The organism is Williamsia sp. Y844 (assembly GCF_056786475.1).
In genome coordinates, this window is the sequence record NZ_JBXCJB010000003.1 from 1 (window position 1) to 26,754 (window position 26,754).

Below are 26,754 nucleotides of genomic sequence, written 5' to 3' on the forward strand. Positions count from 1 at the left end.
CATTGTTACGGCGGCTATAGCGGTAGGGAAACGCCCGGTCCCATTCCGAACCCGGAAGCTAAGCCTACCAGCGCCGATGGTACTGCACCTTAATAAGTGTGGGAGAGTAGGACACCGCCGAACACTATTTGCGAATACCCTGTATTCGGGACCTTTATTGGTTCCGAATGCAGGGTATTTTGCTATCTCCAAGACGGAGTCATCGAAGGCCCCTCATATGTGAGGGGCCTTTCTTGCGTTCTGGGGTCGCCTTTCGTGTGTTCTGGGGTCGTAGTGTGGTGCGCGAATATTTGCTTAGATGAGACATGGCATCACTGGTCGGCGGCCCCACTCTGGTCGAGTCGTATCTGCAACACATCCACGACACGTGCGCTGCCGGCGGTGCAGGCGCACTCGCGGACTACATACCGGAGCTGGCCCAGGTCGATCCCAACAGATTCGGGCTGTCGTTGGCGTTGCACGACGGGTACGTGTACTCGATCGCTGATTCGGATGTCGGCTTCACCATCCAATCTGTATCGAAGCCGCTGACATACGCACTTGCTTTGACGCACAAGGGTTTTGATGAAATCGACGCACGCATAGGGGTCGAGCCCTCGGGTGAGGCGTTCAACGAGATCAGCGTTGATTCACAGCGCCGGCCACGTAACCCGATGATCAACGCGGGTGCGATTCTGTCGTCTTCCCTGCTCCTCGAAGTCCAACCCGATGTCGACGTTGCGTTCGCAGAGTTGCTCGACTTCTATTCATCCTGCGCGGGCCGTCAGCTGTCACTTGACGCCGATGTCTACAGCTCCGAGATGCGCAGCGGGGCCCGAAACCGTGCGATTGCGTACATGATGCAGAGCTTTGGTGCTCTGCAAGCCTCTCCGGAGGATTCGATCGACCTCTATTTCCGCCAATGCTCGTTGATCGTGACGACAAACGACCTTGCGGTCATCGGTGGCACGCTGGCGAACGGGGGCGTGAATCCGCGAACGGGCAGGCGGGTGTTGACGCAGGGCATTGTGGAACGTGTGCTCAGCGTGATGACGACGTGCGGCATGTACGACGGAGCCGGAGATTGGGTGACCAGGGTGGGTCTGCCCGCCAAGAGCGGTGTGGGTGGCGGGATCATGGCGGTGTTGCCCGGACAGCTCGGTATCGGCGTGTACTCGCCGCTTCTCGACGTGCATGGAAACAGCGTGCGTGGTGTCAGCGCCTGTAAGCGGCTTTCATCCGATCTCGGTCTGCACATGTTCAACGTTGCCCGGCAGAGCAGGTCCGCGGTTCGCTCCTTCCGATCCGCGGAGGAGTTCGAGGTGGCCACCGAACGCAACGAGTTCGAGCGACACTTCCTCAAAGGCAAGCGTGATCGCATCAGGATCTACGAGCTCCAGGGTGACCTGACGTTTTCGGGTACCGAGAGCGTGCTGCGACGTGTTCGATCGGCGGCCAAGGAATTCGACGTGGTCATCCTCGACATGAGTCGAGTTGATCAGGTCGACGAGGTGTCGAGAACGATGTTCCTCGGTGCCAGCAAGAACCTCGAGAATGTGAAACGCATTGCGGTGGTGGTGGATCCGGACGGCATTGTGCTGCGGGCGCATACCCACGAGGCCGAACCGGGTCCGCAGCTCGACTACGTCGTCAAGACGATGGCCGATGCACTTGCCCAAGCAGAAGACTTCTTGCTGAAGACGGCGATCGAGGAGCGGTAACCGGATGACGGACGTCGTTCAGCTCGCAGTGGCGTCGTAGGCGGAGAGCAAGGTCAGTGCGGCCAGGGTCTGGGCGTCGCAGATCGCTCCGGAGCTGACCGCCGCCCATACCTCCGTCGCAGGCCACCAGCGCGCGTCCATGTCCTGTTCTTCGTGTTCACGCTGGGCGGTCCCGGCAGACAGGTTCTCGGCGAGGAACACCGCTTGTCTCTGACTGCTGAAACCGGGTGCGACATCCACTGTCCCGATCCGGGTGAGGGACCCGGCGCGGAGGCCTGTTTCCTCTGCGAGCTCGCGAACTGCGAGTGCCTGAGCCGGAACCACCTGACGGTCCGGTGCCGTCCCTGCCGGGAACTCCCATCGCCGCGCGTCCACTGCGTATCGGAACTGTTCGACCAGATACAGGCGACTGTCTTCGCGAGGGATGACGATGACACCCTCGGGCTTGTCGACGACGCTGTAGATGCCGGTGCTGCCGTCGGAGCGAAGGATCTTGTCCTCCCGGAGAGACAACCATGGGTTGGCATATACCTCGGCTGAAGACACTCGCTTGATCGACACCACATCAGAATATGGCCCGCGCACGGCACGGGGGCGACACGCGTCGCGGCCGCGGGCCTAAAGTGGTCCTCGTGCGTCTTGTTATTGCCGAGTGCCAGGTCGACTATGTCGGACGGCTCACCGCCCATCTGCCCAAAGCTCGCCGACTGCTGTTGATCAAGTCCGACGGTTCAGTGAGCGTGCACGCCGACGATCGTGCCTATAAACCGCTGAACTGGATGAGCCCACCGTGCTGGCTGGTGGAGACCACGCCTGAAACGCCTGATGGACCACAACTTTGGGTTGTGACAAACAAAGCCGGCGAGGAACTCCAGATCACGATCACCGCGATCGAACACGATTCGAGCCATGCGCTCGGCGTCGATCCGGGGCTGGTCAAGGACGGTGTCGAGGCACACTTGCAGGAGTTGCTCGCCGAACACGTGGAGACGCTCGGCACCGGCTATTCGCTGGTGCGGCGTGAGTACATGACGGCCATCGGACCCGTTGACCTGCTGTGTCGGGACGCCGACGGTTCGTCGGTCGCGGTGGAGATCAAACGACGCGGTGAGATCGATGGCGTAGAGCAGCTGACCCGCTATCTGGAACTGATGAACCGTGATCCACTACTGGCCCCGGTGCAGGGCATCTTCGCGGCCCAGCAGATCAAGCCACAGGCCAAGACCCTCGCCAACGATCGCGGCATCCGGTGCGTCACGCTCGATTACGACAAGCTTCGGGGGACCGAGAGCACCGAGTTCCGGCTGTTCTGAGATACCGGCGAGTGTGATGGAACGGATCGAGCCAGGCCCCGGCGGCGACGACTACTACGTCCGGCCGATTACCGGTCAACGCGCAACCAAGATCTACCGATGCCCGGGCTGCAACCAGACCGTGATGGTGGGTGTTCCGCACGTGGTGGCCTGGCCGGTGGATGACTACGGGATGGACGGGTACGAGGGCGGCGCGTCCTATCTGGATGATCGCCGCCACTGGCACACCGGATGCTGGCGTCGCGCCGCGCGGGGCACGCGCGGCGCACGACGTTAGTGCCGCGGGAGCTACCGGTAAGAAGAACTCACCCGATCGGGGGTGTCGGTGCTGTCGGTATCGTCCTGCGGTTCGCGATCGGCGGGTTCGTCGAGCGCTGCGACTTCGGTGTCGACGTCGTCACTGTCGACAGCATCGTCGGCCAGGCCCGATGACGGCTCTTCGAGGCGCGCGTTGTCGGAGAGTTCTTTGTTGAGGAGGCCGGTCGTGTTCGGATCGAGCAGTTCGGGCTCGTTCTCGACTGCGGCGAGCAACTGGGGGACATCGTCGAGTTGGCTGCGGATCTCGGCGAGCTGAGACAACATCCGACTCCGTAGCGCACGCACCTGTTCGGTGACTTCTTGTGAGCGCGTGACTCTTTCGGTTGCCGCGGAGGCGGCACGCTGACGTAGGCTCTCGGCTTCGGCATGTGCGTTCTCGAGCCGTTCGCGTGCCTCGTTTTTGCTGTCGGTCTCGAGTTTGTTGGCAGCGGCGACGGCCTCGGATCGGCGGGCGGCGATCGTGATGTCGAAGTCTTGCTGAATCCGTTCCCGGTTGGCCTGCGCCCTGGCGTCGAGTTCTTCGGCCTGTGCCTTTGCCTCGGCGAGGATGCGCTGCGCCTCGTTGCGGGCCGCGATCATCGTGGCCTCGTGTTCGGCCTGCATCGCCTCACGGCGGCGGTCGAGTTCCTCGGTTTTTCGCGCGATCTCCTCGCGATGTTCCGTGACTTCCTGACGTGCGATCGAAAGTACCTCTGCCGCTTCTGCTTCCGACTGTGCCCGGATCTCCGAAGCCTCGTCAGAAGCCAGGCGAAGCATGCTGGAGACGCGCTCGCTCATCCCTTGCACAGTGGTGGGTGGCACAGACAACCGATTTACCTCGCGGCGAAGCTCGTCGATGTCGTCGCGGGCGATCTCGAGATTCTCGGCGAGTTCACGGGCATTGGCCGTGGCGGCGTCGCGGTCGGCGGCGATAACCCGCATCTCCGCGTCGAAGCGACGGAAGAACTCGGTGACCTGATCCCGGTCGTAACCACGCATGACCGTGGCAAACGGCAGGCCGCTGGCAGATGTGGCCTCGTTATTTGGCATGGCTGAGATTTTACGCTGTGTTGCCGCCGGGACCGGGGGTGAACACGGTGCGGCGCACAGGAGTTACCAGGCTGCAACCCGTGTCCCCGGCCCGGTCCGCGGCTTCGGGGTGGGGATTCAGTGCGCTGCGGTGGCCGGTTCCACGAGTTCGAGGAGGACACCACCGGCATCCTTGGGGTGGATGAAGTTGATCCGTGAGTTCGCGGTGCCACGGCGCGGTTCGGTGTACAGCACCCGCAGACCGTTGGCGACCAGACGGCGCGTGACCTCGTCGATGTCGGTGACGCGGACAGCCATCTGCTGCAGTCCGGGGCCGTTGCGATCGATGAACTTGGCGATGGTCGACGTCTCGTCGATCGGCGACAGCAGCTGGATGAGCGCGTGTGTCTTGTCGGCACCTGCGGGCCCGACCATCGCTTCGACCACACCTTGGGCGGCGTTTGTCTCCTGATGCAGCGTCACCAGGCCCAGGTTTTCGAGGTACCAGGCCTTGGCGGCCTCCAGATCGGGCACTGCGATCCCGACATGATCGACCGCTGTGACGAGCTCGCCGATGGTGGCAATGGCCACTGACTGGGGGTTCTGTTCAGATGTGCTCATGGCATAAAGGTAACCTCGGCTTTAGTTGAGCGACGATTCAGCCAGCTTTTCAGAGAGGTCAGAACAGATGACAACGTCGGTAATAGTGTCCGGAGCCCGTACCCCGATCGGCCGATTGATGGGTTCGCTCAAGGATTTCAGTGCGGTGGATCTCGGTGCGATCGCCATCCGCGGAGCCCTGGAGAAGGGCAACGTGCCTGCCTCTGAGGTCGAATACGTCATCCTGGGACAGGTTCTCGGTGCCGGCGCCGGTCAGATGCCTGCCAAGCAGACCGCGGTCAAGGCAGGCATCGGCTGGGATGTCCCCGCTCTGTCGATCAACAAGATGTGCCTGTCGGGCATCGATGCGATCGCGCTGGCCGATCAGCTGATCCGGGCAGGCGAGTTCGAGTGCGTTGTCGCCGGTGGTCAGGAATCGATGACCCAGGCCCCGCACATCCTGCAGGGCAGCCGCAGCGGCTTCAAGTACGGCAATACCGAGCTCGTCGACCACATGGCCTACGACGGACTGCACGATCCGTTCACCGATCAGCCGATGGGCGCGCTCACCGAGGCGCAGAACGACGTCGAGAAGTTCACCCGCGAGGAGCAGGACGCATTCGCCGCACAGTCGAACCAGCGCGCCGCCATCGCGTGGAAGAACGGCGTCTATGACGACGAGGTCGTGCCGGTACCGATCCCGCAGCGCAAGGGTGATCCGATCCTGTTCGCCGAAGACGAAGGCATCCGCGGCGACACCACCGCCGATTCGCTGGGACGTCTACGCCCGGCGTTCCGCAAGGACGGCACCATCACCGCAGGCAATTCTTCGCAGATCTCGGACGGCGCCGCTGCCGTCATCGTGATGAGCAAGGCGAAGGCGGAGGCTCTCGGGCTCGAGTGGATCGCCGAGATCGGTGCGCACGGTGTTGTCGCCGGACCCGACTCCACCCTGCAGCATCAGCCGGCCAACGCCATCCGCAAGGCTGCCTCGAAGGCTGGGGTCGATCCCGCCGGATTCGATCTGTACGAGATCAACGAAGCGTTCGCGGCAGTCGGCCTGGCCTCTGCCAAGGAACTCGGGGTCTCCGACGATAAAGTGAACGTCAACGGTGGCGCCATCGCAATCGGTCACCCGATCGGTGCCTCCGGTGCACGCATCACGCTGCACCTCGCCCTGGAACTCGCCCGCCGCGGAGGTGGCACGGGTGTGGCCGCACTCTGTGGCGCCGGCGGACAGGGTGATGCGCTCATAATTTCTGTACCCAAGAAGTGAAAGTGACCGAAAATTGATTTCTGCAAAACTCACCGCCCAGATCTTCCGAGTAGTGGCGATTGCCGAGGCCGTGACCTGGCTGGCGCTGCTGATCGCGATGTTCTTCAAGTGGGTGCTCGGCCATGAAGAAGCGATCGCCATCCCGGGTATGACCCACGGGATCGTGTTCGTGGTCTACGTCGTGGTCTCGCTGTTCACCGCGTGGCGCCTGAAGTGGAACCTGGTAACCACCGGCCTCGCGCTGGTGGCGAGCATTCCGCCGTTCGGCACCTTGGTCTTCGAGGTCTGGGCGAAGCGCAATGGCCACCTCGACGGGGTCGAAGCGCCGTCGAAGGCTGCAACAGCCTGACAACCTCACCCGAAGCCGCCATCGCGCACCCGAATCTTCGGGTGCGGGTGGCGGTTTCGTGCATTTTCGGACTCAACGGTCTGTTGGCCGCCATGTGGGTGGCCCACATCCCGGTGATCCAGGATCGAACCGGCGTCAGTCACGCCACACTGGGCGGCCTGTTGCTGGCCATCGGCGGATCGGCTCTGGTTGCGATGCAACTCGTCGGACCGTTGACCGACCGCATCGGATCCAAATGGCCAACGGTGGTCAGTGCGGTCGGTCTGTCGCTGGCGATCCTGTTGCCAGGTCTGGCCACCAGCACCACCGCGTTGGCGGTCGCGCTGGTGGCGTTCGGCTTCTTCAACGGCGCGCTCGACGTCTCGATGAACACTCAGGCGGTGCTGTGTGAACGCACCTACAAGCGGCCGATCATGTCCTCGTTCCACGGATACTTCTCGGTGGGCGGCCTGGCCGGTGCGGGGATCGTGGCGGGCGGGTTGGCGCTCGACGTGCCCCTCATGGCGGTTTTGGGCACGTTCTGTGCTCTGGGACTGGTGAGCGCGATCGTCTTGTCCCGGGACCTGTTCACCGGCCGCGCGGGCGACGAGGTGGCCGGATCTGATCAGGGGGCGGTGTCCGATCAACAGGGCGCGGCTGGGCCTGATCGGGGCGAGGACGTCGCGGTCGGCGAGCCGCGACCATGGGGCCGGATCGCGCTGCTGGCACTGGTGGCGTTCATGCTGATGCTCGCCGAGGGCGTTGCCTACGACTGGAGTGCGCTCTACATCGTCGAGAATTACAACGTCTCCGATGCCATGGGCGCGGTGGCGTTCGGTGCATTCAGCGCCACGATGGTGCTCTTCCGGTTCTCCGCCGACACGGTGAGCGCGAAGTTCGGCCCGGTTGCCGTCGTGCGCGCCGGTGCGGCAGTCGCCGTGGCCGGAATGGCGCTGGCGATCTGCGCACCCACCGCGCCGTGGAGCATCGTCGGATGGGCGGTGTTCGGCCTCGGTGTCGCGGGCGGCGTTCCACAGCTGTTCACCGCTGCCGGAAACGTCACGACCGCGTCGAGCGGTCAGATCATCTCGGTGGTTGTCGGCTTCGGCTATGTCGGGATGCTGGCGGGCCCGGCGGTCATCGGGCCGCTCAGTCAATGGTTCTCTCTCGGCAGCGCGTTGTGGTTTGCGGTGGCCGGGTTGGCCGTCGCCATCGTTTTTGCACCCGTGGTCCGGCCCCGCACAACCGGACCCCGGCACCACGTCACCGACGACCGTGCCAAACTGGAGTAATGACCAGACCGCAACAAAGTCAGCAGGCGGCTGCCCGTGCGGCAGCGGCAATGTCAGGCGCCGTGGACCTTTCGGGTCTCAAAGAGCGTGCCGACGCGCAACGTGCGCAAGCCAGTCGGCCCACACCGCCACCGGGAGCCGCACCACCGTCGGTCCCGGCCGGGGGATCAGGATTCCCCGCCGTCTACGACGTCACCGAGGAAACCTTCGAAACCGAGGTCGTTGCCCGGTCTTCGCAGGTTCTGGTCGTGGTGGACCTCTGGGCGACCTGGTGCGGTCCGTGTAAGCAGCTGTCGCCGACGCTGGAGCGGATGGCCGCCGAATCCGGTGGTGCCTGGGTGCTCGCGAAGGTCGATGTCGACGCCAACCCGCGCATCGCGCAGTTGTTCGGTGTGCAGTCCGTACCGACCGTGGTCGCGATCATCGGCGGTCAGCCGGTGTCGGCATTTGCAGGCGCACAGCCGGCCGCGCAGATCCAGAGTTGGATCGACGACGTCATGAGCCAGCACGGTGCTGGGCTCACCGGTGTCCCCGCAGAGGCCGGTGTCGAGGCCGAAGATCCGATCGACCCGCGGATGGCGGCGGCCGAGGACAAACTCAACGACGGTGACATCGACGGCGCGCTTGCCGACTACAAAGAGATCGCGGCTGCCGAGCCGAACAACCTCGAGGCCGCGTCGCTGGTCCGCAACCTGACGTTCGTCGCGCGGGCCCAGTCCCACGACCCGGCAGCGCTGGCCGACGCATCACCCGACGACCTCGAGAAGCAACTGGCCGCCGCGGACGTGGAGCTGCTCAATCAGCAGCCCGAGGCCGCGTTCGATCGGATCATCAAGGTTGTCGCCAGGACTGCGGGCGACGATCGCACCGCCGCCCGGGCCCGGCTCCTCGAACTGTTCGAATTGTTCGATCCGGCCGAGCCCTTTGTGGTCGCGGCGAGGCGCAAGCTCGCGACCGCCCTGTACTGATGACCGCCCTGTACTGATGACCGCCCTGTATTTGACCGCCCGGTACTGATCAGGTCTCACGGGTCGTAGCGGGAGCAACCACTGTCGGTGTCGAAGTAGCCGGCCGAGAATGCTGCGATCCGGGAGAAACCACTCGGAAGCGAACGGCCGGCCACGTCACTGGCCACCGCACCGCTGACCAGCAGGCTGGACACCAACTCGTCGAGGTCGCCGCCGCGCAGCGTGAACGTACCGGAGTCCGCGGTCGATCGGGCCCACTGGCCGGTGGCGCACACCGCTCGGGCTGCCGAGACCGGTTGGTCGATCACCTGACCGCGGGCCTGTTGGGCCGCGAGCGAGTATCGGGATGCCACCAGCGAGTACGCACTGAAATCGCCGCCGATGAAGCTCGGCAACCCGGGGGGACCGGTGGTTCCGTTGTAGGCGATCGACGCGAGCTCTGACGTATCCATCGACAGCGAGTTGGTGGCCGGGCAAAAAGCGACCGGTGGCCGTGTGGCGACCGTGTCCACCGCGGGGCACCCGGTGTTCAGGGCATCGGTGTCGACAGCAGGCCGAACGTCGGGTGGCAGGGCGAAGAACTCCTCGACCGACGAGATCACCGAGTCGAGTCCGCCTTCGCTGAACCGGGTCGTGTCGATGCTGCCTGCGTTGTCGAAACGCGGCGGCATTGCATCGCGCATCTCGTCGACGCTTATCTCGTTGATCGCCGCGCAAGTCTCCGGCTCGCCGGCGAATCCGGTCTCGAATGCGTAGGCCCGTTCGAACGCGGTGCCGTGATCGGATTGTCCACGTTCGCTGTCCCGGGCCGAGATCAGCGCGGCGACAGCGGTATTGAGCCCGTCCGCGGTGTTGATCTGCAGGTATTTGCCGTTGTCCTCGGCGATCCATCGGATGAAGTTGCCCGACAGACAGTCTGCTTGCTGTTCGCTGACGATCGGGGACGCGTCTTTGTCGATGCCTGCGATCATCTGTACGTAGTGGCCGTACTCGTGGGCGATGACCGTCACCGGAGCCATCGGTCCGAACTCGTCGAGCAGGGCGGGCATCAATACTCCACGGTCCCAGCCGATCTGGTCCCGCGGCGGGCAGAAGGCGGCATTGACGTGTCCGTAGGTCGAGTCGCCACAGAAGGTCACCGACGCGCTTCGGGGTGCCTGCGCATCCCAGGACACGAACCCGAGACCGGTTTTGAACTCATCGCCGAACGCCGGTTCGAACGCCTCTTTCCAGTACGACTCGAGATCCAGCAGGGCCGCGGCCATCAGGGTGTCGATCTCACCGGAGTCCGCGTTGTCGATATCGAGCACCGGTTCTTCGGCGTCGGAACGCAGGCCGGTGGGGCCGTCGGTGACCGCGAGGCCGGCAACGGTGAACGGGTCGGAGTACACAGACACCGGATCGCCGTCGACCACAACACGCTCTTCGCGGTCGGTGCAGCCGGTGGACACCAGCAGGCAAACACCGACCAGCCCACTGATCCACGATATTCGTCGTGTCTTCACGGATGTCCCGGGCGGCCGCCGCTAGGCAGGCGCGATCCAGATGGCTCCGTTGGCGGGCAAAGTCAGCCGGGCGCATGCGGGCCGACCGTGCCAGGCTTCACTGTTCGCGATCACTTGACCGAGATTACCGGCGCCGGTCCCGCCGTACGCCGGTGCATCGGTGTTGAGGATCTCGTTCCAGACCCCGGCGACCGGGAGGCCGACCCGGTAGTCGGTACGGGTGGTGCCGGAGAAGTTGAAGACACACGCCACCACCGAGCCGTCCGACCCCCATCGCAGGAAACTGATGATGTTGCCCGCGGTGTCGTTGGCATCGATCCAGGAGTAGCCGCTGGGAGTGATGTCCTGGCTGTAGAGCGCCGGGTGTCGACGGTATGTGCTGTTGAGATCGGTGACGAGCGACTGGACACCGGCATGCAGCTCACCCTCCCAGCCTTCGAGTTGTTCCCAGGACAGACTGCGGCTCTCCGACCATTCGGGGGTCTGGGCGAACTCTTGGCCCATGAACAGCAACTGCTTGCCCGGATGGGCCCACATGTAGGAGAGCAGCGCGCGGACACCTGCCGCCTTGGTCTGTGAATCACCGGGCATCCGCGTCCACAGTGTGCCCTTGCCGTGCACGACCTCGTCGTGGCTGATGGGCAGCACGAAGTTCTCACTCCACGCGTACATCAGCGAGAACGTGATCTCGTGGTGATGGAAGCTGCGGTGGATCTGATCACGCCCGAGGTAGCCGAGCGTGTCGTGCATCCAGCCCATGTTCCACTTCATCGTGAAGCCGAGTCCACCCAGATTGGTATCGCGGGTGACCCCGGGCCACGATGTCGATTCCTCGGCGATCGTCACGACACCCGGGTGGTGTTTGTGCACGGTCGCGTTCATCTCCTGCAGGAACTGCACGGCCTCGAGATTCTCGCGACCCCCATAGATGTTGGGGGACCAGCCACCGTCCGGGCGGGAGTAGTCGAGATAGAGCATCGAGGCGACGGCATCGACGCGCAGTCCGTCGATGTGGAACTCGTCGAACCAGTATAGCGCGTTGGCAACCAGGAAGTTGCGGACCTCGGGCCTGCCGAAGTCGAAAACGTAAGTGCCCCAGTCCAGCTGCTCGCCGCGCTGCGGGTCGCTGTGTTCGTAGAGGGGCGTGCCGTCGAAACGGGCAAGGGCCCAGGCGTCTTTGGGGAAGTGGGCGGGCACCCAGTCGACAAGGACTCCGATCCCCAGCTCGTGTAGACGGTCGACGAAGAACCGGAAGTCGTCGGGAGTGCCGAAACGTGAGGTCGGTGCGTAATAGGAGGTGACCTGGTAACCCCAGGATCCGCCGAACGGGTGCTCCGAGACCGGGAGCAACTCGACGTGCGTGAAGCCGAGGTCGCTGACGTATGTGCCGAGCTCGTCGGCGAGTTCGCGATATCCCAGACCCTGGCGCCACGACCCGAGATGTACCTCGTACACGCTCATCGGCTCGTTGACCGCGTCCGACTTCTCGCGGCGGTCCACCCACTCGGCATCGGTCCACTCGAACGACGTCTCGGGGATGACCGAAGCTGTGGCCGGCGGAACCTCTGCGGCCCGTGCCATCGGATCGGCCTTCTCCCGGACGACGCCATCGTTGCCGGTTATCCGGTACTTGTACGTGGTGCCCGGACCGATATGGGGCACAAAGACTTCCCAGACCCCGCTCGAGCCGAGGCTGCGCATCGGCGCGGTATGCCCGCGCCAGCCATCGAAACTGCCGATGACGGTCACACCCTGGGCATTCGGTGCCCACACGGCGAAGCCGGTGCCGTCGACACTGCCGTCCGGCGTCGAATACAGCCGGGATTGCGGGCCGAGGATTTCCCACAGCCGTTCGTGCCTGCCCTCGGTGAACAGGTGGATATCGAGCTCACCGAGGCTGGGAAGGAACCGGTATCCGTCGGCAACCACGAACTCGCGGTCGGTGCCGGTCGTGTCTTGATAGGTGACGCGGTACCGGTAATCGATCAGATCCGCGAATGGGATGGTGGCGACGAACAGGCCCGAATCCTGATGTGTCAGTGGGTAGTCGACGCCGCCGATGACCGCGCTCACCGCGGTCGCATCAGGCTTGAGGGTGCGCAGGATCGTGTACTCACCCGATGGGTGGGCGCCGAGAACCCCGTGCGGGTTGTGGTGTGTTCCGGACAGGAGCCTGTCGAGTTCTGACTTCTCGAGGGTGGCGTCGGGTGCGGTGTTTGACGGTGTGGTCATGAGGGAGTCCTGAACGCGAGTGCGCTGCGCGCCGCCTCGGGCATGGGCGGAAGTGCAACGATGTGGGCAACCGAGCGCCATGGTTCCAGCCGGACATAGTTGGATTGGCCCCAGTGGAAGCTGTCGCCGGTCACTTCGTCGATACCGCTGAAGCGGTCGTGCCAGTTGTAGCCCAGCGAGGGCATGTCCAGCCACACGGTTGATTCTTGGGCGGCGATGGGGTCGAGGTTGATGACCACCACGACGGTGTCGCCGGTGTGCGGGTCGAACTTCGAGAACGCGATGAGCGCGTCGTTGTCGATGTGATGGAACTTCAGGTACCGCAACTGCTGCAGCGCCGGGTGGCGCCTGCGGATCTCGTTGAGTGAGCGGATCCATCCTTCGAGCGATTCACCACGGCTTGCCGCGCCCTTGTAGTCGCGGGGACGCAGCTGATACTTCTCCGAATCCAGATACTCTTCGCTGCCGTCGCGTACGGCATTGTGTTCGAACAGTTCGTATCCGCTGTAGACACCCCACGTCGGGGAGAGGGTGGCGGCCAGGGCCGCCCGCAGCGCAAACATCCCGGGGCCGCCGTATTGGAGGCTCTCGTGCAGGATGTCCGGGGTGTTGACGAACAGATTGGGCCTGCAGACGTCTGCGTTGGCCGCGATCTCGTTGCCGAACTCGGTGAGCTCCCACTTGGCGGTCCGCCAGGTGAAATAGGTGTACGACTGCGTGAACCCCAACTTGGCCAGACCGTACAGACGGGCGGGCCGCGTGAAGGCCTCGGCCAGGAACAGCACATCGGGGTCGCGTTTCTTCACCTCGACGATGAGCCACTCCCAGAAATCCGGCGGCTTGGTGTGCGGGTTGTCGACCCGAAAGATCTTGACGCCCTGCTTGACCCAATGCAGGACGACCTTCAGCACGCCGCGGAAGATCCCGTTGCGGTCGTCGTCGAAGTTGAGCGGGTAGATGTCCTGGTACTTCTTGGGTGGATTCTCCGCATAACGGATGGTCCCGTCAGGTTCGGTGACGAACCAGTCGGGATGTTCGGTGGTCCACGGATGGTCGGGCGCGCACTGCAGCGCCAGGTCGAGAGCGACCTCCATGCCGAGTTCCTCGGCGCGGTGGCGGAAATAGTTGAAGTCGTCGAGCGTACCGAGCCGTGGGTGGATGGCATCGTGTCCGCCGTCCGCCGACCCGATCGCCCATGGAGAGCCGACATCGTCGGGTCCGGCGATCACAGAGTTGTTGGGCCCCTTGCGGTTCACCTCACCGATCGGATGGATCGGTGGCAGATAGACCACGTCGAAGCCCATATCGGCGATCCGGGGCAGATCTTCGGCTGCGGTGAGGAAGGTGCCGTGAACCGGGTGCCCGTCGTTGTCCCACCCGCCGGTGGACCGGGGGAACATCTCGTACCAGGAGCCGAACAACGCGCGCACGCGGTCGACCCAGACGCGGTGCGTGCGACTCTTGGTGACCAATTCCCGGACCGGGTGGTTGATCAACAGGGTGCTGACCGGTTCCGAGAGTGCCGGCGCGACGCGGACCGGGAGCGCGGCCTGTTGATCACGCAATGCTGCGATGGCACCGGACAGCAGTTCGCGGTCGTCCGGCGGGACGAGCGTGATCGCCTTTTCGAGCAGGCGCGCACCGCGTTCGATGTCGTTGGCGAGTTCGGAACTGCCCTGACCTGCCGCGAGCTTCTTGTCCATGGCGTCGCGCCATGTCGCGAAAGGGTCGCTCCAGCCGTCGATCCGGAATGACCAATAGCCCATGGCATCGGGCGTGAACAGGGCGTTGAACGTGTCGGGTTCGGCGCCAGGCGACATCCGGATGTCAAGGCTGTTGCTCCGTGACGGTCCTTCGACATGCAGCGTGGCGGCAACCGCGTCGTGGCCTTCCCTCCAGACCGTTGCGCTGACGGGGACGGTCTCTCCGACAACCGCTTTCGCGGAGAACTGACCAGAGGAGACCACGGGGGCTATGTCATCGATCCCGATGCGCCCTATCACCTTCTGCGCCACCTTTCGATGTTTTCGATGGGTTCTCGAGGGGTGTTGCACTGTCATCGTTGTCGGTTCCCACCGTATGCGACCGCGGCCGGTTCGGCGCGGGCTCGAGCGCCTCAGACTTTGGTGTCGCCGTTCAATCTGCTCAGCGCTCCGCGGACCAACTGCGCATCCGAGGTTCGCCAGAAGGGTGGCAACGACGCCAGTAAGTAGTTGCCATATCGGGCTGTTGCCAAACGTGAGTCGAGAACGGCCACCACACCGCGGTCGGAGGTGGATCGCAACAAACGGCCGGTGCCCTGGGACAACAGCAGTGCGGCGTGGCCGGCGGCGATGGCCATGAAACCGTTGCCGCCGCGCGCTTCGACCGCCTGTTGCCGCGCCAGCAGCAGGGGATCGTCCGGGCGGGGGAACGGGATGCGATCGATCAGAACCAGATTCAGTGACGGGCCCGGGACGTCGACGCCCTGCCACAGCGACAGGGTGCCGAACAGGCAGGTGCTCTCGTCGGCCGCGAACTCCTTGACCAGCGCGCCGGTGGCGCCTTCGCCCTGGCACAGCACGGGGAGTTCGATGCGGGCACGGACGGCCTCGGCCGCGGCCTTGGCTGCGCGCATGGACGAGAAGAGGCCGAGCGTGCGGCCACCGGCCGCGGTGATCAGTTCGACCATCTCGTCGATCATGCGGGGCGACAGCCCGTCCCGACCCGGTGCGGGCAGGTGACGGGCGACGTAGAGGATGGCGGCCTTTTGGTGGTCGAAAGGTGACCCCACGTCGACACCGTTCCAGGTGATCTTCTTCTTGTCGGACGGCGGCGGCTTGCCGATGGCGGTGATGCTCTGTGCCGACTTGGTCGCCTGTGTCTCCGGTTCCGATTCGTCGTCGGATCGCGGGCGATGCGGCGGCAGGCCCCATTCGGCTGCCAGGCTGTCGAACGAGCCACCGACGGTCAGGGTCGCCGATGTCAGGATCACGGTGGCATTGGCGAACAGCGATGCGCGGAGCAGCCCGCCGACCGACAGCGGCGCCACCCGCAGCACTTTCTTCCGATCACCGCGGAAGAGTTCCTCGGCGACCCATACGACGTCCGGGCGTCGGGCCGGGTCGGGGTCGTCGAAGGCGCCCAGGATCCGGACCGCGGTGTCGTGCAGCTCCTCCAACGAAGTCAGCGCGGCCGAGCGGGCCGCGCTGGCATCGGCGTCGAGTTCACCGCTGCGCCGGGCCGGGCCGATGGCGGTGTGCGCCTTCCACAGCCGGTCGCGAAGGGAGGACAACGCCAGGGGAGCACCGTCGGGCAAACCCGTCCATTGACCGGGTGCGATTTCATCGAGCAGTATTTCGATCTGTTCGCTGCTGCCTGCGATGTCGTCGGAGAGTTCGTCGTCGATGAGTTTTCCGCAACGCCTGGCCGCACCGGCGATGGTTCCGCCCGACAACTCGGCCGTGGCCACCGAGGTGATCCGGTCGGCGAGTTCGTGTGCCTCGTCCACGACCACGACGTCGTGTTCGGGAAGGATCGCGGCCGGACTCATCGCATCGATCGCGAGTAGTGCGTGGTTGGTGACCACCAGGTCGGCCTGACCGGCCTTGGCTTTGGCCTTTTCGGCAAAGCAATCGGCACCGTATGAGCAGTTGGTGGCGCCGAGGCATTCGCGGGCGGTGACGCTGACCTGGCGCCACGCGCGGTCGGAGACACCGGTGTCGAGGTCGTCGCGGTCACCGGTCTCGGTGTCGGAGGTCCACTCGCGCAGGCGGGTGACCTCACGTCCGAGCCGGGATGCGGCAAACGGATCGGGTTGACCGCCTGCGCTGAACAGATCGTCGTCGGCCGGTTCGTCGAGCATCCCGGCGTGGATCTTGTTCAGGCACAGGTAGTTACCGCGGCCCTTGAGGATCGCGAACTCCGGGGGGCGGCCGAGTGGTTTGGTGAGCGCGGTGGCGGTCCGGGGCAGGTCTCGATCGACCAGCTGGCGTTGCAGGGCGATGGTCGCCGTCGAGACGACCACCGTCTTGCCGGTGTCGACGGCATGACGCAACGACGGAACCAGATAGGCCAGCGACTTACCGGTACCGGTCCCGGCCTGGACGGCAAGATGTTCGCCGGTGTCGATGGAATGGGCAACGGCCGACGCCATTTTCAGCTGACCGTCGCGCCGGGCCCCGCCCAGTGCGGAGACCGCCTCGGCCAGGAGGTCGGGTACCTCGGGAATCGAACTCACTGCGGGTCCGTCATCAGACGTGGTCTCCTGGCGACGGCGGCACGATCGTGACACCGGCGTTGTTCATCTGGGCAATCGCGGACGAGGTGGTCTCGGCGCTGACCCCGGCGCAGTAATCGAGCAGGACCCGGGTCTCGAACCCGGCCGAAGCAGCGTCGATCGCGGTGGCCCGGACGCAGTGGTCGGTGGCCAGACCGACCACGTCGACGGCATTGATCTCATGCTCGCGCAGCCAGTCGACGAGCGCCGCGTCATTGTTGTCGACACCTTCGAAGCCCGAATATGCGGCGCTGTGATGACCTTTGGAGAACGTCACATCCGCAACGGAGGCATCGAAACCGGGATGAAAGTCCATACCCGGGGTGCCCACGACACAATGCCGGGGCCAGCTGTCGACGAAGTCGGGGGTGTCGGAGAAATGATCGCCCGGATCGATGTGGTGATCGCGGGTGGCGACGATCACCTGATAGCCGTGGTCGCCCCGGGTGTAGCGGGTGATCGCGGCCGCGACGTCGGCGCCGCCACGCACTGCCAGTGAGCCGCCCTCGCAGAAGTCGTTCTGCACGTCGACGATCAGTAATGCGGTTCGAATATGTTCGCTCACAACAGATTCCCTACTTGATGAGACAAAACCATCCCTACGGTCGAAAGCAACTGCCTATGGGGCGATGAAGCGGGTGGGTATTGCGGGTTCGCCGCGGGACAGACCCAAACCTTCCCACGGCAGACTGACAAGGGCCTGCGCCAGGTGTTGCCGCGATTCTTCCAGGGTAGGGAGCCCATCGACGGGTTTGCCATCTCGCACCAACGGGATCTGCAGTGGCCGCGACGACGACGCCAGTTCGGGTGCCGCCGATCCGCGGGGATACATGATCTCCTCCAAGATCGTTCCCGACGGCTTGGCGGTCCGGAGCGCGGTTTTCGCGCCACCACGAGATTCCTTGCGGCTGGCACGTTTTGCCACCGGGATGCCATCGACCTCGACCAGTTTGTAGACCATGCCTGCGGTTGGTGATCCGGATCCGGTCACCAGCGACGTGCCAACGCCGTATCCGTCGACCGGTTCGGCGCGCAGTGCCGCGATCGCGTATTCGTCGAGGTCCCCGGACACGATGATCCTGGTCTTGGTGGCGCCGAGGTCGTCGAGCTGCTGGCGGACCTGGCGTGCCAGCATGCCCAGATCGCCGGAGTCGATGCGGACGCCGCCGAGGTCGGTGCCCGCCACCTCGATGGCGTTGGCCACACCCTGGGCTATGTCGTAGGTGTCGACGAGCAGGGTGGTCCCGACACCGAGGCGCGCGACCTGCGAGGCGAACGCTGCCTTCTCGTCCGGGCCGTCGGCGGTGGTGTGCAACAGGGTGAAGGAATGCGCGCTGGTTCCGGTGCTCGGTATCCCGTGCCTGCGGGCGGCTTCGAGGTTGGACGTCGCGGACATCCCGGCGAGGTAGCCGGCCCGCGCCGCTGCCACCGCCGCCTGCTCGTGCGTGCGGCGGGAACCCATCTCGATGATCGGACGGGAACCCGACGCGGTGACCATCCGGGCCGCCGCCGAGGCGATGGCGCTGTCATGGTTGATGATCGACAGGGCGAGGGTTTCGAGCACAACTGCTTCGGCGAAGGTGCCGCGCACGGTCAGCACCGGGGAGCCCGGGAAGTACAGCTCACCCTCCGGATATCCGTCGATGTCCCCGGAGAACCGGTATCTGCTCAGCCAGTCGAGCGTCTCGGCGTCGAGGAATGGTTCGACCAGTGCCAGTTCTTCAGGGCCGAAGGTGAACTCGGCGAGTTGCTCGATCAGACGCCCGGTACCAGCGACAACACCGTATCGGCGGCCATCGGGAAGTCTCCGTGCGAACAACTCGAATGTGCATTTGCGATGCGCACTGCCGCCGGCGAGCGCGGCCGCGATCATGGTGAGCTCGTAGTGGTCGGTCAGCAGCGCTGTGTTCGATGCGGTCACTATCGGTACCCTAGGGCTTATGCGCGGACAGATGATGACCGCACCGGAGCGTGTCCACACCACGTTGGCGGCGGGCGACGGTCAGCACGAGGCTACCCCGTCCAGTACTGCCGTCGCCGAACGCGACGAGGCACTGGATCGCCCGTGGATGACCATCGTGTGGGACGACCCGGTGAATTTGATGCGGTACGTGACCTACGTCTTCCAGAAGGTCTTCGGGTACAGCGAAACCAAGGCTTCCGAGCTGATGATGCAGGTACACACCGAAGGGCGGGCCGTGGTGTCGTCGGGCGATCGCGACAAGGTCGAACTCGACGTGCAGAAGCTGCATTCGGCGGGCCTGTGGGCCACCATGCAGCGGGACAGCTGAGCACGTGCGCAATTGGAAACGGCGTGGTTCCGGCGATCGTCTGCGCATCACCACCGAACTCGATCAGCACGAAACCGATCTGATCGCGTCACTCGTCATGTCGATGACCGAGTTGCTCGACGAGCGGGAGTCGACCGCTCCGACCGATGAGCTCTCCGAGATGACAGGTATCGCGGCGGGTCACTCCACTCCGCCGACCGATGCCACCCTGGGCAGACTCTTCCCGGACTTTCATCGTCCCGACCAGGACGAGACCACATCGATGGACGCGGCCACCGGCGACCTCAACGGCGCACTGCGCAGCCTCCACGAACCGCACATCATCTCCGCCAAACAGGAAGCCGCGCGGGTGGTACTCGACTCCCTTCCCGAGGGCGGAGGTGTGGTCTCGTTGACACCCGAGGAAGCCGATCAGTGGTTGTCCGCGGTGAACGACGTGCGCCTGGCACTGGGCGCGATGATCGGTATCAACGAGTCCACTCCGGACCAATTGCCCGAGGGCGATCCGATGGCGGCTCATCTCGACGTCTACCACTGGTTGACCGTCGTCCAGGAACTGCTCGTCGTCGCCCTCATCGGTAAGTGATCAGCCGGCAGGCAGGGAGCTCGAAGTGACACGGGCAGGGAGCCCCAAGTGAGGATTGCATGATTCCAGGACCGACGGATTCGATCGCCGATGTCGCAGGCGTGCGGGTGGGCCACCATCACAGGCTCGACGATCACGTCACCGTGGCAACCGACGACGCAGCGGGTGAGGGTTGGGCCACCGGTACCACCGTGGTCCTGCTGCCCGACGGTGCCGTGGCAGCGGTCGATGTCCGCGGCGGTGGCCCGGGTACGAGGGAAACCGACCTGCTCGATCCGTCCAACACCGTGCAGCAGGTGCACGCGATTGTCCTGAGCGGCGGCAGTGCCTATGGACTGGCCGCGGCCGACGGGGTGATGTCACACCTCGAGAGCCAGGGCATCGGGCTCGCGATGGACAAGCGTGGTTCGGTGGTGCCCATCGTGCCGGGCGCGGTGATCTTCGACCTCGCGGTCGGCGATTGGTCGGCTCGTCCAGACCGCGACTTCGGTGCCCTCGCGGCGGCGAACGCGGACACGACGGTGGCTACCGGATCCGTGGGGGCCGGTACCGGCGCCCGGGCAGGCGCGCTCAAAGGTGGCGTCGGCAGCGCGAGCATCACATTCACCACCGGTCCGGCGACGGGTATCACCGTCGCAGCGCTGATCGTTGCCAATCCGGTGGGTGCGGTCATCGACCCGACCAGCGGATTACCTTGGGGCGCACTCCCATTCGAATTGGACCACTACGGGCTGAAGCCGCCGTCGCCCGCCGAGGTGTCAAACCTGTTGGAGCTGACCGCCAAGTCGAGCCCGCTCAACACCACCATCGGCGTCGTGGTCACCGACGCCGCGCTGGATCCGGCGTCGGTGCGTCGAATCGCGATGACGGCGCACGACGGACTGGCCCGAGCGATCCGTCCGGCCCATTCACCGCTCGACGGGGACACACTTTTCGCCGTTGCCACCGGCTCGGCCACGCCGACGCCGGCGCCCGGCGAGTCGCCAGAGGTTCCGCCGGGGATGAACCCGCTCGTCGCGCTGGTGGCGGCGATCGGCGAGGCCGCGGCGACCGTGGTGCAGCGCGCCATCGTCAGCGCAGTGGTTGCCGCCACACCGGTCGGCGGAATACCGACTTACCGGGAGACGTTGCCAACAGCATTCGTGCCCGAATAGCTTTCGGGCACCGCCAAGACGACGTCAGGGGTTGTGTAGTGCTCACCATCAGCCGGTCGCTGGTTGATCAGATGGTCGCTCATGCCCGCGCGGATCACCCCGACGAAGCGTGCGGTGTGATCGCCGGACCCGAAGGTTCGGACCGTCCCGAACGATTCGTCGCGATGGTGAACGCCGAGCGATCACCCACCTTCTATCGGTTCGATTCCGTCGAGCAGCTCAAGGTCTGGCGTGAGATGGATCGCAGCGACGAAGAGCCGGTGGTCATCTACCACTCGCACACGGCAACCGAGGCCTATCCGAGCCGCACCGACGTCGCGTTCGCCTCCGAGCCGAATGCCCACTACGTGCTGATCTCGACCCGCGACCCCGACAACGAAGAAATCCGGAGCTACCGGATCGTCGACGGCGAGATCGCCGAAGAGCCGATCGACATCATCTAGAGGGAGTTCACCATGGCAGTAACTGTTTCCATCCCGACGATCCTGCGTACGTACACCGACGGGAACAAGCGCGTGGAGGCCAGCGGGGCCACCGTTGGCGAGTTGATCGACAACCTCGATGCCGGCCACAGCGGACTCAAGGACCGGCTCATCGCGTCGGGCAAGCTGCATCGCTTCGTGAACGTCTACGTCAATGACGAAGACGTGCGTTTCTCCGGAGGCCTCGACACCGCGGTGGCCGATGGCGATGAGGTCACGATCCTGCCCGCCGTCGCCGGTGGCTGATCTCCTGCCGAGCTGAAAACCAACTGAGATGACACGTTATGAATCACTCATCGACTCGGTGGGCCACACACCGCTGATCGGGCTGCCGCGCCTTTCGCCGCGCTGGCACGACAGCGATGACGGTCCCGCCGTACGCCTGTGGGCCAAACTCGAAGACCGCAATCCCACCGGTTCGGTCAAAGACCGCCCGGCACTGCGGATGATCGAGCAGGCCGAGGCCGAAGGCCTGCTGTCGCCCGGTGCGACCATCCTCGAACCCACCAGCGGCAACACCGGCATCTCACTGGCGATGGCCGCAAAACTCAAGGGCTACAACCTGATCTGCGTGATGCCCGAGAACACCTCGATCGAACGCCGCCAGCTGCTGACGATGTTCGGCGCGCAGATCATCTCGTCGCCGGCCGCCGGGGGATCGAACAAGGCGGTCGCGATGGCCAAGGAACTGGCCGCCGAACACCCCGACTGGGTGATGCTCTATCAATACGGCAATCCCGCCAACGCGCTGGCCCACTACGAGGGCACCGGCCCCGAACTCCTGGCGGATCTGCCGGAGATCACCCACTTCGTCGCCGGCCTCGGAACCACCGGGACGCTGATGGGCGTCGGCCGATTCCTGCGTGAGAACAAGCCCGGCGTCGAGATCATCGCCGCCGAACCGCGTTACGGCGACGAGGTCTACGGCCTGCGCAACATCGACGAGGGCTTTGTGCCGGAACTCTACGACGACACGATCCTCACCAGCCGCTTCTCGGTCGAGGGACGTAATGCGGTCCGCCGCATCCGGGAGCTGATCGAGGCCGAGGGAATCTTCGCGGGGATCTCGACCGGTGCCATCCTGCATGCGGCACTGGGTGTCGGACGCAAGGCCATGAAAGCCGGTGTCCGGGCCGACATCGGGTTCGTCGTGGCCGACGCCGGATGGAAGTACCTGTCGACCGGCGCGTACGAAGGTAGCCTCGATGAAGCAGGTGAGGGGCTCGAAGGCCAGCTCTGGGCCTGACCGCCACACACCCCCCGTTGCCACATTCGATCGGAGAACCATGACCGGATCACTCAGTTCATACGGCGCTGCCGACGGACTGACGCCTTCGGGTTCACGTTCGAAAGGCCCGGCGTCCTGGCCGCTGTGGGTGCGATCGATTGTCATCATGGTGGCGCTCACGGCCATGCTGTACGTCATCGAGTTCATCGATGTGCTCACCGATCGTGATCTCGACAGCGCAGGCATCGAACCGCGCGAAGTCGACGGCCTGACCGGTGTCGTCGCCTCACCGTTTCTGCACGCCGACTGGGAACACCTGGCGGCCAACACGATTCCGGGCATGGTGCTCGGCTTTCTGGTGCTGATGACCCGCCGGTTCCTGATCACCACCGCGATCGTGTGGGTGGTCTCCGGCGTCGGGGTGTGGTTGTTCGCACCTCCGTATTCGGTGACCGTCGGCGCCTCGGGCATCATCTTCGGCTGGCTCACCTACATCCTCGTGCGCGGCCTGTTCAACCGGAACTTCATGCAGATCCTGATCGGTGTGGTGGTTTTCATGATCTACGGCGGCATCCTGTGGGGTGTGCTGCCTGCCGATACAGGTGTGTCGTGGCAAGGTCATTTCTTTGGCGCCGTCGGTGGCGTCCTCGCGGCCTGGTACCTGTCCAGGAGAGATCGGAAGCAGGCGCAGAAGGCGAGCGCACCGACGCCGTACGGCACCACCAACTTCGGCAACCCCGGGAGCACCAGACTGTGAATTCAGATGCGTCAGCGAGTCCAGATGTCAATGCGCCGATCGGCATCTTTGATTCCGGCGTCGGAGGTCTCACAGTTGCCCGCGCGGTGATCGACCAGTTGCCGTCGGAGAACATCATCTACATCGGGGATACCGCCAACGGTCCGTACGGTCCGTTGACCATTCCGCAGATCCGTTCCCACGCCCTCGCGATCGGCGACGAGCTCGTCGAGCGCGGCGTCAAGGCGCTGGTGATCGCGTGCAACACCGCGTCGGCGGCCTGCCTTCGCGATGCCCGTGAGCGATACCCGATACCGGTGATCGAGGTGGTCCTGCCTGCGGTCCGTCGTGCGGTCGCGGCCACCCGCTCGGGCCGGATCGGCGTGATCGGTACCGAGGCGACCATCGCCTCCCGCGCATATGAGGACTCGTTCGCCGCGGCGCAGAATGCCGTGATCACGTCAGTGGCCTGTCCGCGATTCGTCGACTTCGTGGAGCGGGGGATCACCAGCGGACGGCAGGTCCTCGGTCTGGCGGAGGGTTACCTCGAACCCCTTGCCGCGGCCCGTGTCGACACCGTGGTCCTGGGATGTACGCACTATCCGATGCTGTCGGGGGTCATCCAGCTCGCCGTCGGTGACGACGTGACGTTGGTGTCCAGTGCCGAGGAAACGGCCAAGGATGTGCTGCGGGTACTGACTGCGGGCGACCTGCTGCGCGCCCCGACCGATGACCCGGTGGAGCGTGTTTTCCAGGCCACCGGCGATCCGGAACTGTTCGCGAAGCTCGCGACCAGATTCCTCGGACCGGCAATCGGAGCAGTCCAGCACGTGTGATCGGTGGTCCGACAACCGCGGACCGATCGGGCGTGGCAGCATGGCGTCATGCGTCTGACCGTGCTGGGGTGTTCGGGCAGTTTGTCAGGCCCCGATTCGCCCGCGTCGGGGTACCTGTTGACGGTGCCCGGCTGCCAGCCGGTCGTGATGGATTTCGGTCCCGGCGTCCTCGGATCACTGCTGCAACACGCTGATCCGAATGAGGTGGCGATAGCGCTCAGTCACCTCCATGCCGATCATTGCCTGGATCTCCCGGGCCTGTTGGTGTGGCGTCGCTACAGCCCGGTCCCAGCGGTGGGGCGTGGCACGCTGATCGGGCCACCCGGGACCGCCGACCGGATCGGCGCGGCATCGTCGGAGTATCCCGGCGAACTCGACGACATCACCGACACGTTCGGTGTCAGTGACTGGATCGATGGCGGCGAGATCGAACTCGGCGGGATGACATTCTTCTCCCGCCGGGTCAATCACCCGCCCGCGACGTTCGGGTTCCGCGTGACCGGTCCCGAAGGTCAGGTGCTCACCTACAGCGGTGACACCGGTGTGTGCGACGAGCTCGTCGAGCTGGCCGAAGGCGCCGACGTGTTCCTGTGTGAGGCGTCGTGGACCCACGATCCGGTGAACCGGCCACCGAATCTGCATCTGTCGGGTCGGGAGGCGGGGGAGGCCGCGGCGAAGGCCGGTGTCAAGAGCCTGCTGTTGACCCATCTGCCGCCGTGGACCTGGCCTGAAGAGGTGCTGGCAGAGGCCCGGCAGGCCTACGACGGTCCGATTCGGGTGGTCCGCCGCGGCGACGTCATCAACATCGCCTGACGCCCACCCGGATACAGCTGCCGTGGGGACTCGATAGGGTGGGCCCTGTGAGTAGACGTGCAGATGGCCGAACCGATGACGAACTGCGGAAGGTGACCATCACCCGTGGTTTCACCAGTCACCCCGCCGGATCAGTACTTGTTGAATTCGGGGACACGCGGGTGATGTGCACCGCCAGTGTCACCGAAGGTGTGCCGCGCTGGCGGCGCGGATCCGGGCTCGGCTGGCTGACCGCTGAATACGCGATGTTGCCTGCGGCCACCCATGATCGTTCCGACCGTGAATCGGTCAAGGGCAAGGTCGGCGGACGGACGCAGGAGATCAGCCGTCTCATCGGCCGGTCGCTGCGTGCCTGCATCGACCTCGCAGCGCTGGGGGAGAACACCATCGCACTCGACTGTGACGTGCTCCAGGCTGATGGTGGTACCCGAACCGCCGCGATCACCGGTGCCTACGTGGCGCTGTGCGATGCGGTCACCTACCTGAACGCGGCCGGGAAACTTGCTGATCCACAACCGATCTCATGTGGCATCGCAGCGGTCAGCGTTGGAGTTGTCGACGGTCGTGTGCGGCTCGACCTGCCGTACGAAGAGGATTCGCGCGCCGAGGTCGACATGAATGTGGTCGCGACCGACACCGGAACGCTGGTCGAGATCCAGGGCACCGGGGAGGGCGCAACGTTCCCGCGGTCGACGCTCGATCGTTTGCTGGATTCGGCGATGGCCGGCATCGAGCAGTTGTTCGTGGTGCAGCGTGAGGCACTCGCATTGCCGTACCCGGGGGTGCTTCCCGAGCCCGAGATCACCGGCAAGCGCAAGACCTTCGGCAGCTGATGAGCCAGATCCTGGTGGCCAGCCGCAACAAGAAGAAGCTGGCCGAACTACGTCGGGTTGTCGAGAAGGCCGGCATCGAGGGCTTGGACGTGGTGGGTCTCGACGAGGTGCCACCGTTCGACGAGGCACCCGAGACCGGCGCCACGTTCGAGGAGAACGCGCTGGCAAAGGCGCGCGACGCATTTGCGGCCACCGGACTGCCGTGTGTTGCAGATGATTCCGGGCTCGAAGTCGACGCACTGAACGGAATGCCCGGCGTGCTGTCGGCGCGCTGGTCCGGGCGACACGGCGACGACATCGCCAACCTGGAGTTGTTGCTCAATCAGCTCGGAGATGTCCCCGCGGACCGTCGCGGCGCGGCATTCGTATCGGCGTGCGCGCTGGTCACCGCGGATTCCGAAGTGGTCGTCCGAGGCGAGTGGCGCGGACGGATCATCGCAGAACCGGTCGGCGACAACGGTTTCGGATACGACCCCGTGTTCGTGCCCGACGAAGAATCCGAGTCCGGGCGCAGTGCGGCACAGCTGTCACCGACTGAGAAAGATGCTCTGAGTCATCGCGGCCGAGCTCTGGCACAACTGGTGCCTGCACTGCAGGAACTGGTTTCGAACTGAACCCTACGGATCCGGGTCTGGTTCGGGTCAGATACCGAACTGGGCCCGGATCTCCTGGGTGCGCTTGTGTTCCACCCAGAACGACAAGAACGGGATCGTTCCGGCGATCAGCGTGAAGACCGCCCTGCCGATGGGCCACCGGACCTTGATCCCCAGGTCGATCGCCATGATCAGGTAGATGAAGTAGACCCACCCGTGGACGAACGGCACGAAGTCGAGGGTGTGGTCGTCGAAGCCGTAGAGCAGGATCATCTCGGCAACCAGCAGCAGCAGCCACAGACCGGTGATCCATGCCATCACCCGGTACCGCAGCAGTGCACCCTTGATCTTTTTCGGCGGCGTCGCGGTGGTGATCGGGGTGGTCGACTCGGCGGGGATCTGGC

The 26,754-nt window shown here is 64.8% G+C and carries 28 protein-coding genes and 1 rRNA gene; 19 read left to right on the forward strand and 10 right to left on the reverse strand.

The features are described from left to right. Positions 1-6 precede the first annotated feature (6 nt). Positions 7-123: ribosomal RNA gene (rrf, locus tag AC1TQG_RS16800) — 5S ribosomal RNA — on the forward strand. 182 nt (positions 124-305) lie between these two features. Beyond that, entirely contained in the window at positions 306-1,700 is a 1,395-nt protein-coding gene (gene glsA / locus AC1TQG_RS16805) for a glutaminase A (protein WP_482138806.1), read from the forward strand. Positions 1,701-1,718: 18 nt separating this feature from the next. On the opposite strand, the gene AC1TQG_RS16810 is transcribed toward glsA, so the two are convergent. Continuing rightward, entirely contained in the window at positions 1,719-2,264 is a 546-nt protein-coding gene (locus tag AC1TQG_RS16810) for an NUDIX domain-containing protein (protein ID WP_482138808.1), read from the reverse strand. Between the two features lie 68 nt (positions 2,265-2,332). Here AC1TQG_RS16810 and nucS point away from each other — a divergent pair, with 68 nt between their 5' ends. Then, on the forward strand, positions 2,333-3,013 hold the full coding sequence (nucS, locus tag AC1TQG_RS16815) for an endonuclease NucS (protein WP_482138810.1): 681 nt from the start codon (positions 2,333-2,335) through the stop codon (positions 3,011-3,013). 16 nt (positions 3,014-3,029) lie between these two features. Then, positions 3,030-3,290 carry an ATP/GTP-binding protein gene (locus AC1TQG_RS16820; protein WP_482138812.1) on the forward strand — a complete coding sequence of 87 codons (261 nt, stop codon included), beginning with the start codon at positions 3,030-3,032 and terminating at the stop codon, positions 3,288-3,290. Between the two features lie 11 nt (positions 3,291-3,301). Here AC1TQG_RS16820 and AC1TQG_RS16825 read toward each other — a convergent pair whose 3' ends face one another. After that, positions 3,302-4,360 (reverse strand): hypothetical protein, encoded by a 1,059-nt coding sequence (locus AC1TQG_RS16825; RefSeq protein ID WP_482138813.1) that lies wholly within the window; start codon positions 4,358-4,360, stop codon positions 3,302-3,304. A 117-nt stretch (positions 4,361-4,477) separates the two neighbouring features. Further along, a complete protein-coding gene (gene mce / locus AC1TQG_RS16830) occupies positions 4,478-4,960 on the reverse strand; it encodes a methylmalonyl-CoA epimerase (RefSeq protein ID WP_482138815.1) in 483 nt (160 codons plus the stop codon). Between the two features lie 67 nt (positions 4,961-5,027). Here mce and AC1TQG_RS16835 point away from each other — a divergent pair, with 67 nt between their 5' ends. The 4 genes from AC1TQG_RS16835 to AC1TQG_RS16850 are packed head-to-tail and all read left to right on the forward strand — an operon-like array spanning position 5,028 to position 8,803. Further along, complete coding sequence (locus AC1TQG_RS16835; protein WP_482138817.1) at positions 5,028-6,215, forward strand: acetyl-CoA C-acetyltransferase; 1,188 nt, start codon at positions 5,028-5,030, stop codon at positions 6,213-6,215. Positions 6,216-6,228: 13 nt separating this feature from the next. Continuing rightward, on the forward strand, positions 6,229-6,564 hold the full coding sequence (locus AC1TQG_RS16840) for a DUF3817 domain-containing protein (protein WP_482138818.1): 336 nt from the start codon (positions 6,229-6,231) through the stop codon (positions 6,562-6,564). Between the two features lie 41 nt (positions 6,565-6,605). After that, on the forward strand, positions 6,606-7,835 hold the full coding sequence (locus tag AC1TQG_RS16845; protein ID WP_482138820.1) for an MFS transporter: 1,230 nt from the start codon (positions 6,606-6,608) through the stop codon (positions 7,833-7,835). Further along, positions 7,835-8,803, forward strand: a complete 969-nt coding sequence (locus tag AC1TQG_RS16850) for a tetratricopeptide repeat protein (protein WP_482138822.1) — start codon at positions 7,835-7,837, stop codon at positions 8,801-8,803. The genes AC1TQG_RS16845 and AC1TQG_RS16850 overlap by 1 nt, the downstream gene beginning before the upstream one ends. 56 nt (positions 8,804-8,859) lie before the next feature. Here AC1TQG_RS16850 and AC1TQG_RS16855 read toward each other — a convergent pair whose 3' ends face one another. The 6 genes from AC1TQG_RS16855 to AC1TQG_RS16880 all read right to left on the reverse strand — a co-directional run bounded on the left by AC1TQG_RS16855 (position 8,860) and on the right by AC1TQG_RS16880 (position 18,719). Continuing rightward, a complete protein-coding gene (locus AC1TQG_RS16855) occupies positions 8,860-10,308 on the reverse strand; it encodes a neutral zinc metallopeptidase (protein ID WP_482138823.1) in 1,449 nt (482 codons plus the stop codon). Between the two features lie 21 nt (positions 10,309-10,329). After that, positions 10,330-12,540: a 1,4-alpha-glucan branching protein GlgB gene (gene glgB, locus AC1TQG_RS16860; RefSeq protein ID WP_482138825.1), complete on the reverse strand. Its 2,211-nt coding sequence runs from the start codon at positions 12,538-12,540 to the stop codon at positions 10,330-10,332. Further along, positions 12,537-14,543: an alpha-1,4-glucan--maltose-1-phosphate maltosyltransferase gene (locus tag AC1TQG_RS16865; RefSeq protein WP_482139865.1), complete on the reverse strand. Its 2,007-nt coding sequence runs from the start codon at positions 14,541-14,543 to the stop codon at positions 12,537-12,539. The genes glgB and AC1TQG_RS16865 overlap by 4 nt, the downstream gene beginning before the upstream one ends. A gap of 113 nt (positions 14,544-14,656) precedes the next feature. Beyond that, positions 14,657-16,759 carry an ATP-dependent DNA helicase gene (locus AC1TQG_RS16870; RefSeq protein WP_482138827.1) on the reverse strand — a complete coding sequence of 701 codons (2,103 nt, stop codon included), beginning with the start codon at positions 16,757-16,759 and terminating at the stop codon, positions 14,657-14,659. 13 nt (positions 16,760-16,772) lie between these two features. Next, positions 16,773-17,363 (reverse strand): isochorismatase family protein, encoded by a 591-nt coding sequence (locus tag AC1TQG_RS16875; protein ID WP_482138828.1) that lies wholly within the window; start codon positions 17,361-17,363, stop codon positions 16,773-16,775. A gap of 54 nt (positions 17,364-17,417) precedes the next feature. Next, on the reverse strand, positions 17,418-18,719 hold the full coding sequence (locus AC1TQG_RS16880) for a nicotinate phosphoribosyltransferase (RefSeq protein WP_482138830.1): 1,302 nt from the start codon (positions 18,717-18,719) through the stop codon (positions 17,418-17,420). Positions 18,720-18,753: 34 nt separating this feature from the next. On the opposite strand from AC1TQG_RS16880, the gene clpS reads away from it, so the two are divergent. The 11 genes from clpS to rdgB are packed head-to-tail and all read left to right on the forward strand — an operon-like array spanning position 18,754 to position 26,371. Further along, positions 18,754-19,089, forward strand: coding sequence for an ATP-dependent Clp protease adapter ClpS (gene clpS / locus AC1TQG_RS16885; RefSeq protein WP_482139867.1), 336 nt, complete (start codon positions 18,754-18,756; stop codon positions 19,087-19,089). 4 nt (positions 19,090-19,093) lie between these two features. Continuing rightward, positions 19,094-19,675 (forward strand): oxidative stress transcriptional regulator AosR, encoded by a 582-nt coding sequence (aosR, locus tag AC1TQG_RS16890; RefSeq protein WP_482138831.1) that lies wholly within the window; start codon positions 19,094-19,096, stop codon positions 19,673-19,675. A gap of 59 nt (positions 19,676-19,734) precedes the next feature. Beyond that, complete coding sequence (locus AC1TQG_RS16895) at positions 19,735-20,829, forward strand: P1 family peptidase (RefSeq protein ID WP_482138833.1); 1,095 nt, start codon at positions 19,735-19,737, stop codon at positions 20,827-20,829. Positions 20,830-20,867: 38 nt separating this feature from the next. Next, positions 20,868-21,272, forward strand: coding sequence for a M67 family metallopeptidase (locus AC1TQG_RS16900; RefSeq protein ID WP_482138835.1), 405 nt, complete (start codon positions 20,868-20,870; stop codon positions 21,270-21,272). Between the two features lie 12 nt (positions 21,273-21,284). Next, complete coding sequence (locus tag AC1TQG_RS16905; RefSeq protein ID WP_482138837.1) at positions 21,285-21,557, forward strand: MoaD/ThiS family protein; 273 nt, start codon at positions 21,285-21,287, stop codon at positions 21,555-21,557. Between the two features lie 28 nt (positions 21,558-21,585). Continuing rightward, on the forward strand, positions 21,586-22,557 hold the full coding sequence (locus AC1TQG_RS16910; protein WP_482138838.1) for a PLP-dependent cysteine synthase family protein: 972 nt from the start codon (positions 21,586-21,588) through the stop codon (positions 22,555-22,557). 40 nt (positions 22,558-22,597) lie between these two features. Beyond that, positions 22,598-23,296 carry a rhomboid family intramembrane serine protease gene (locus tag AC1TQG_RS16915; protein WP_482138840.1) on the forward strand — a complete coding sequence of 233 codons (699 nt, stop codon included), beginning with the start codon at positions 22,598-22,600 and terminating at the stop codon, positions 23,294-23,296. Then, positions 23,293-24,111 (forward strand): glutamate racemase, encoded by an 819-nt coding sequence (murI, locus tag AC1TQG_RS16920; protein ID WP_482138842.1) that lies wholly within the window; start codon positions 23,293-23,295, stop codon positions 24,109-24,111. The genes AC1TQG_RS16915 and murI overlap by 4 nt, the downstream gene beginning before the upstream one ends. Before the next feature lie 48 nt (positions 24,112-24,159). Then, positions 24,160-24,924 carry a cyclic nucleotide-degrading phosphodiesterase gene (locus AC1TQG_RS16925; protein ID WP_482138844.1) on the forward strand — a complete coding sequence of 255 codons (765 nt, stop codon included), beginning with the start codon at positions 24,160-24,162 and terminating at the stop codon, positions 24,922-24,924. 47 nt (positions 24,925-24,971) lie between these two features. Continuing rightward, complete coding sequence (gene rph / locus AC1TQG_RS16930) at positions 24,972-25,757, forward strand: ribonuclease PH (protein ID WP_482138846.1); 786 nt, start codon at positions 24,972-24,974, stop codon at positions 25,755-25,757. Then, positions 25,757-26,371, forward strand: a complete 615-nt coding sequence (gene rdgB, locus AC1TQG_RS16935; protein WP_482138848.1) for an RdgB/HAM1 family non-canonical purine NTP pyrophosphatase — start codon at positions 25,757-25,759, stop codon at positions 26,369-26,371. Before rph ends, rdgB begins: the two co-directional genes overlap by 1 nt. 27 nt (positions 26,372-26,398) lie before the next feature. Here the strand turns inward: rdgB and AC1TQG_RS16940 are convergent, their stop codons facing one another. Beyond that, entirely contained in the window at positions 26,399-26,749 is a 351-nt protein-coding gene (locus AC1TQG_RS16940; protein ID WP_482139869.1) for a DUF3817 domain-containing protein, read from the reverse strand. Between the last annotated feature and the right edge of the window lie 5 nt (positions 26,750-26,754).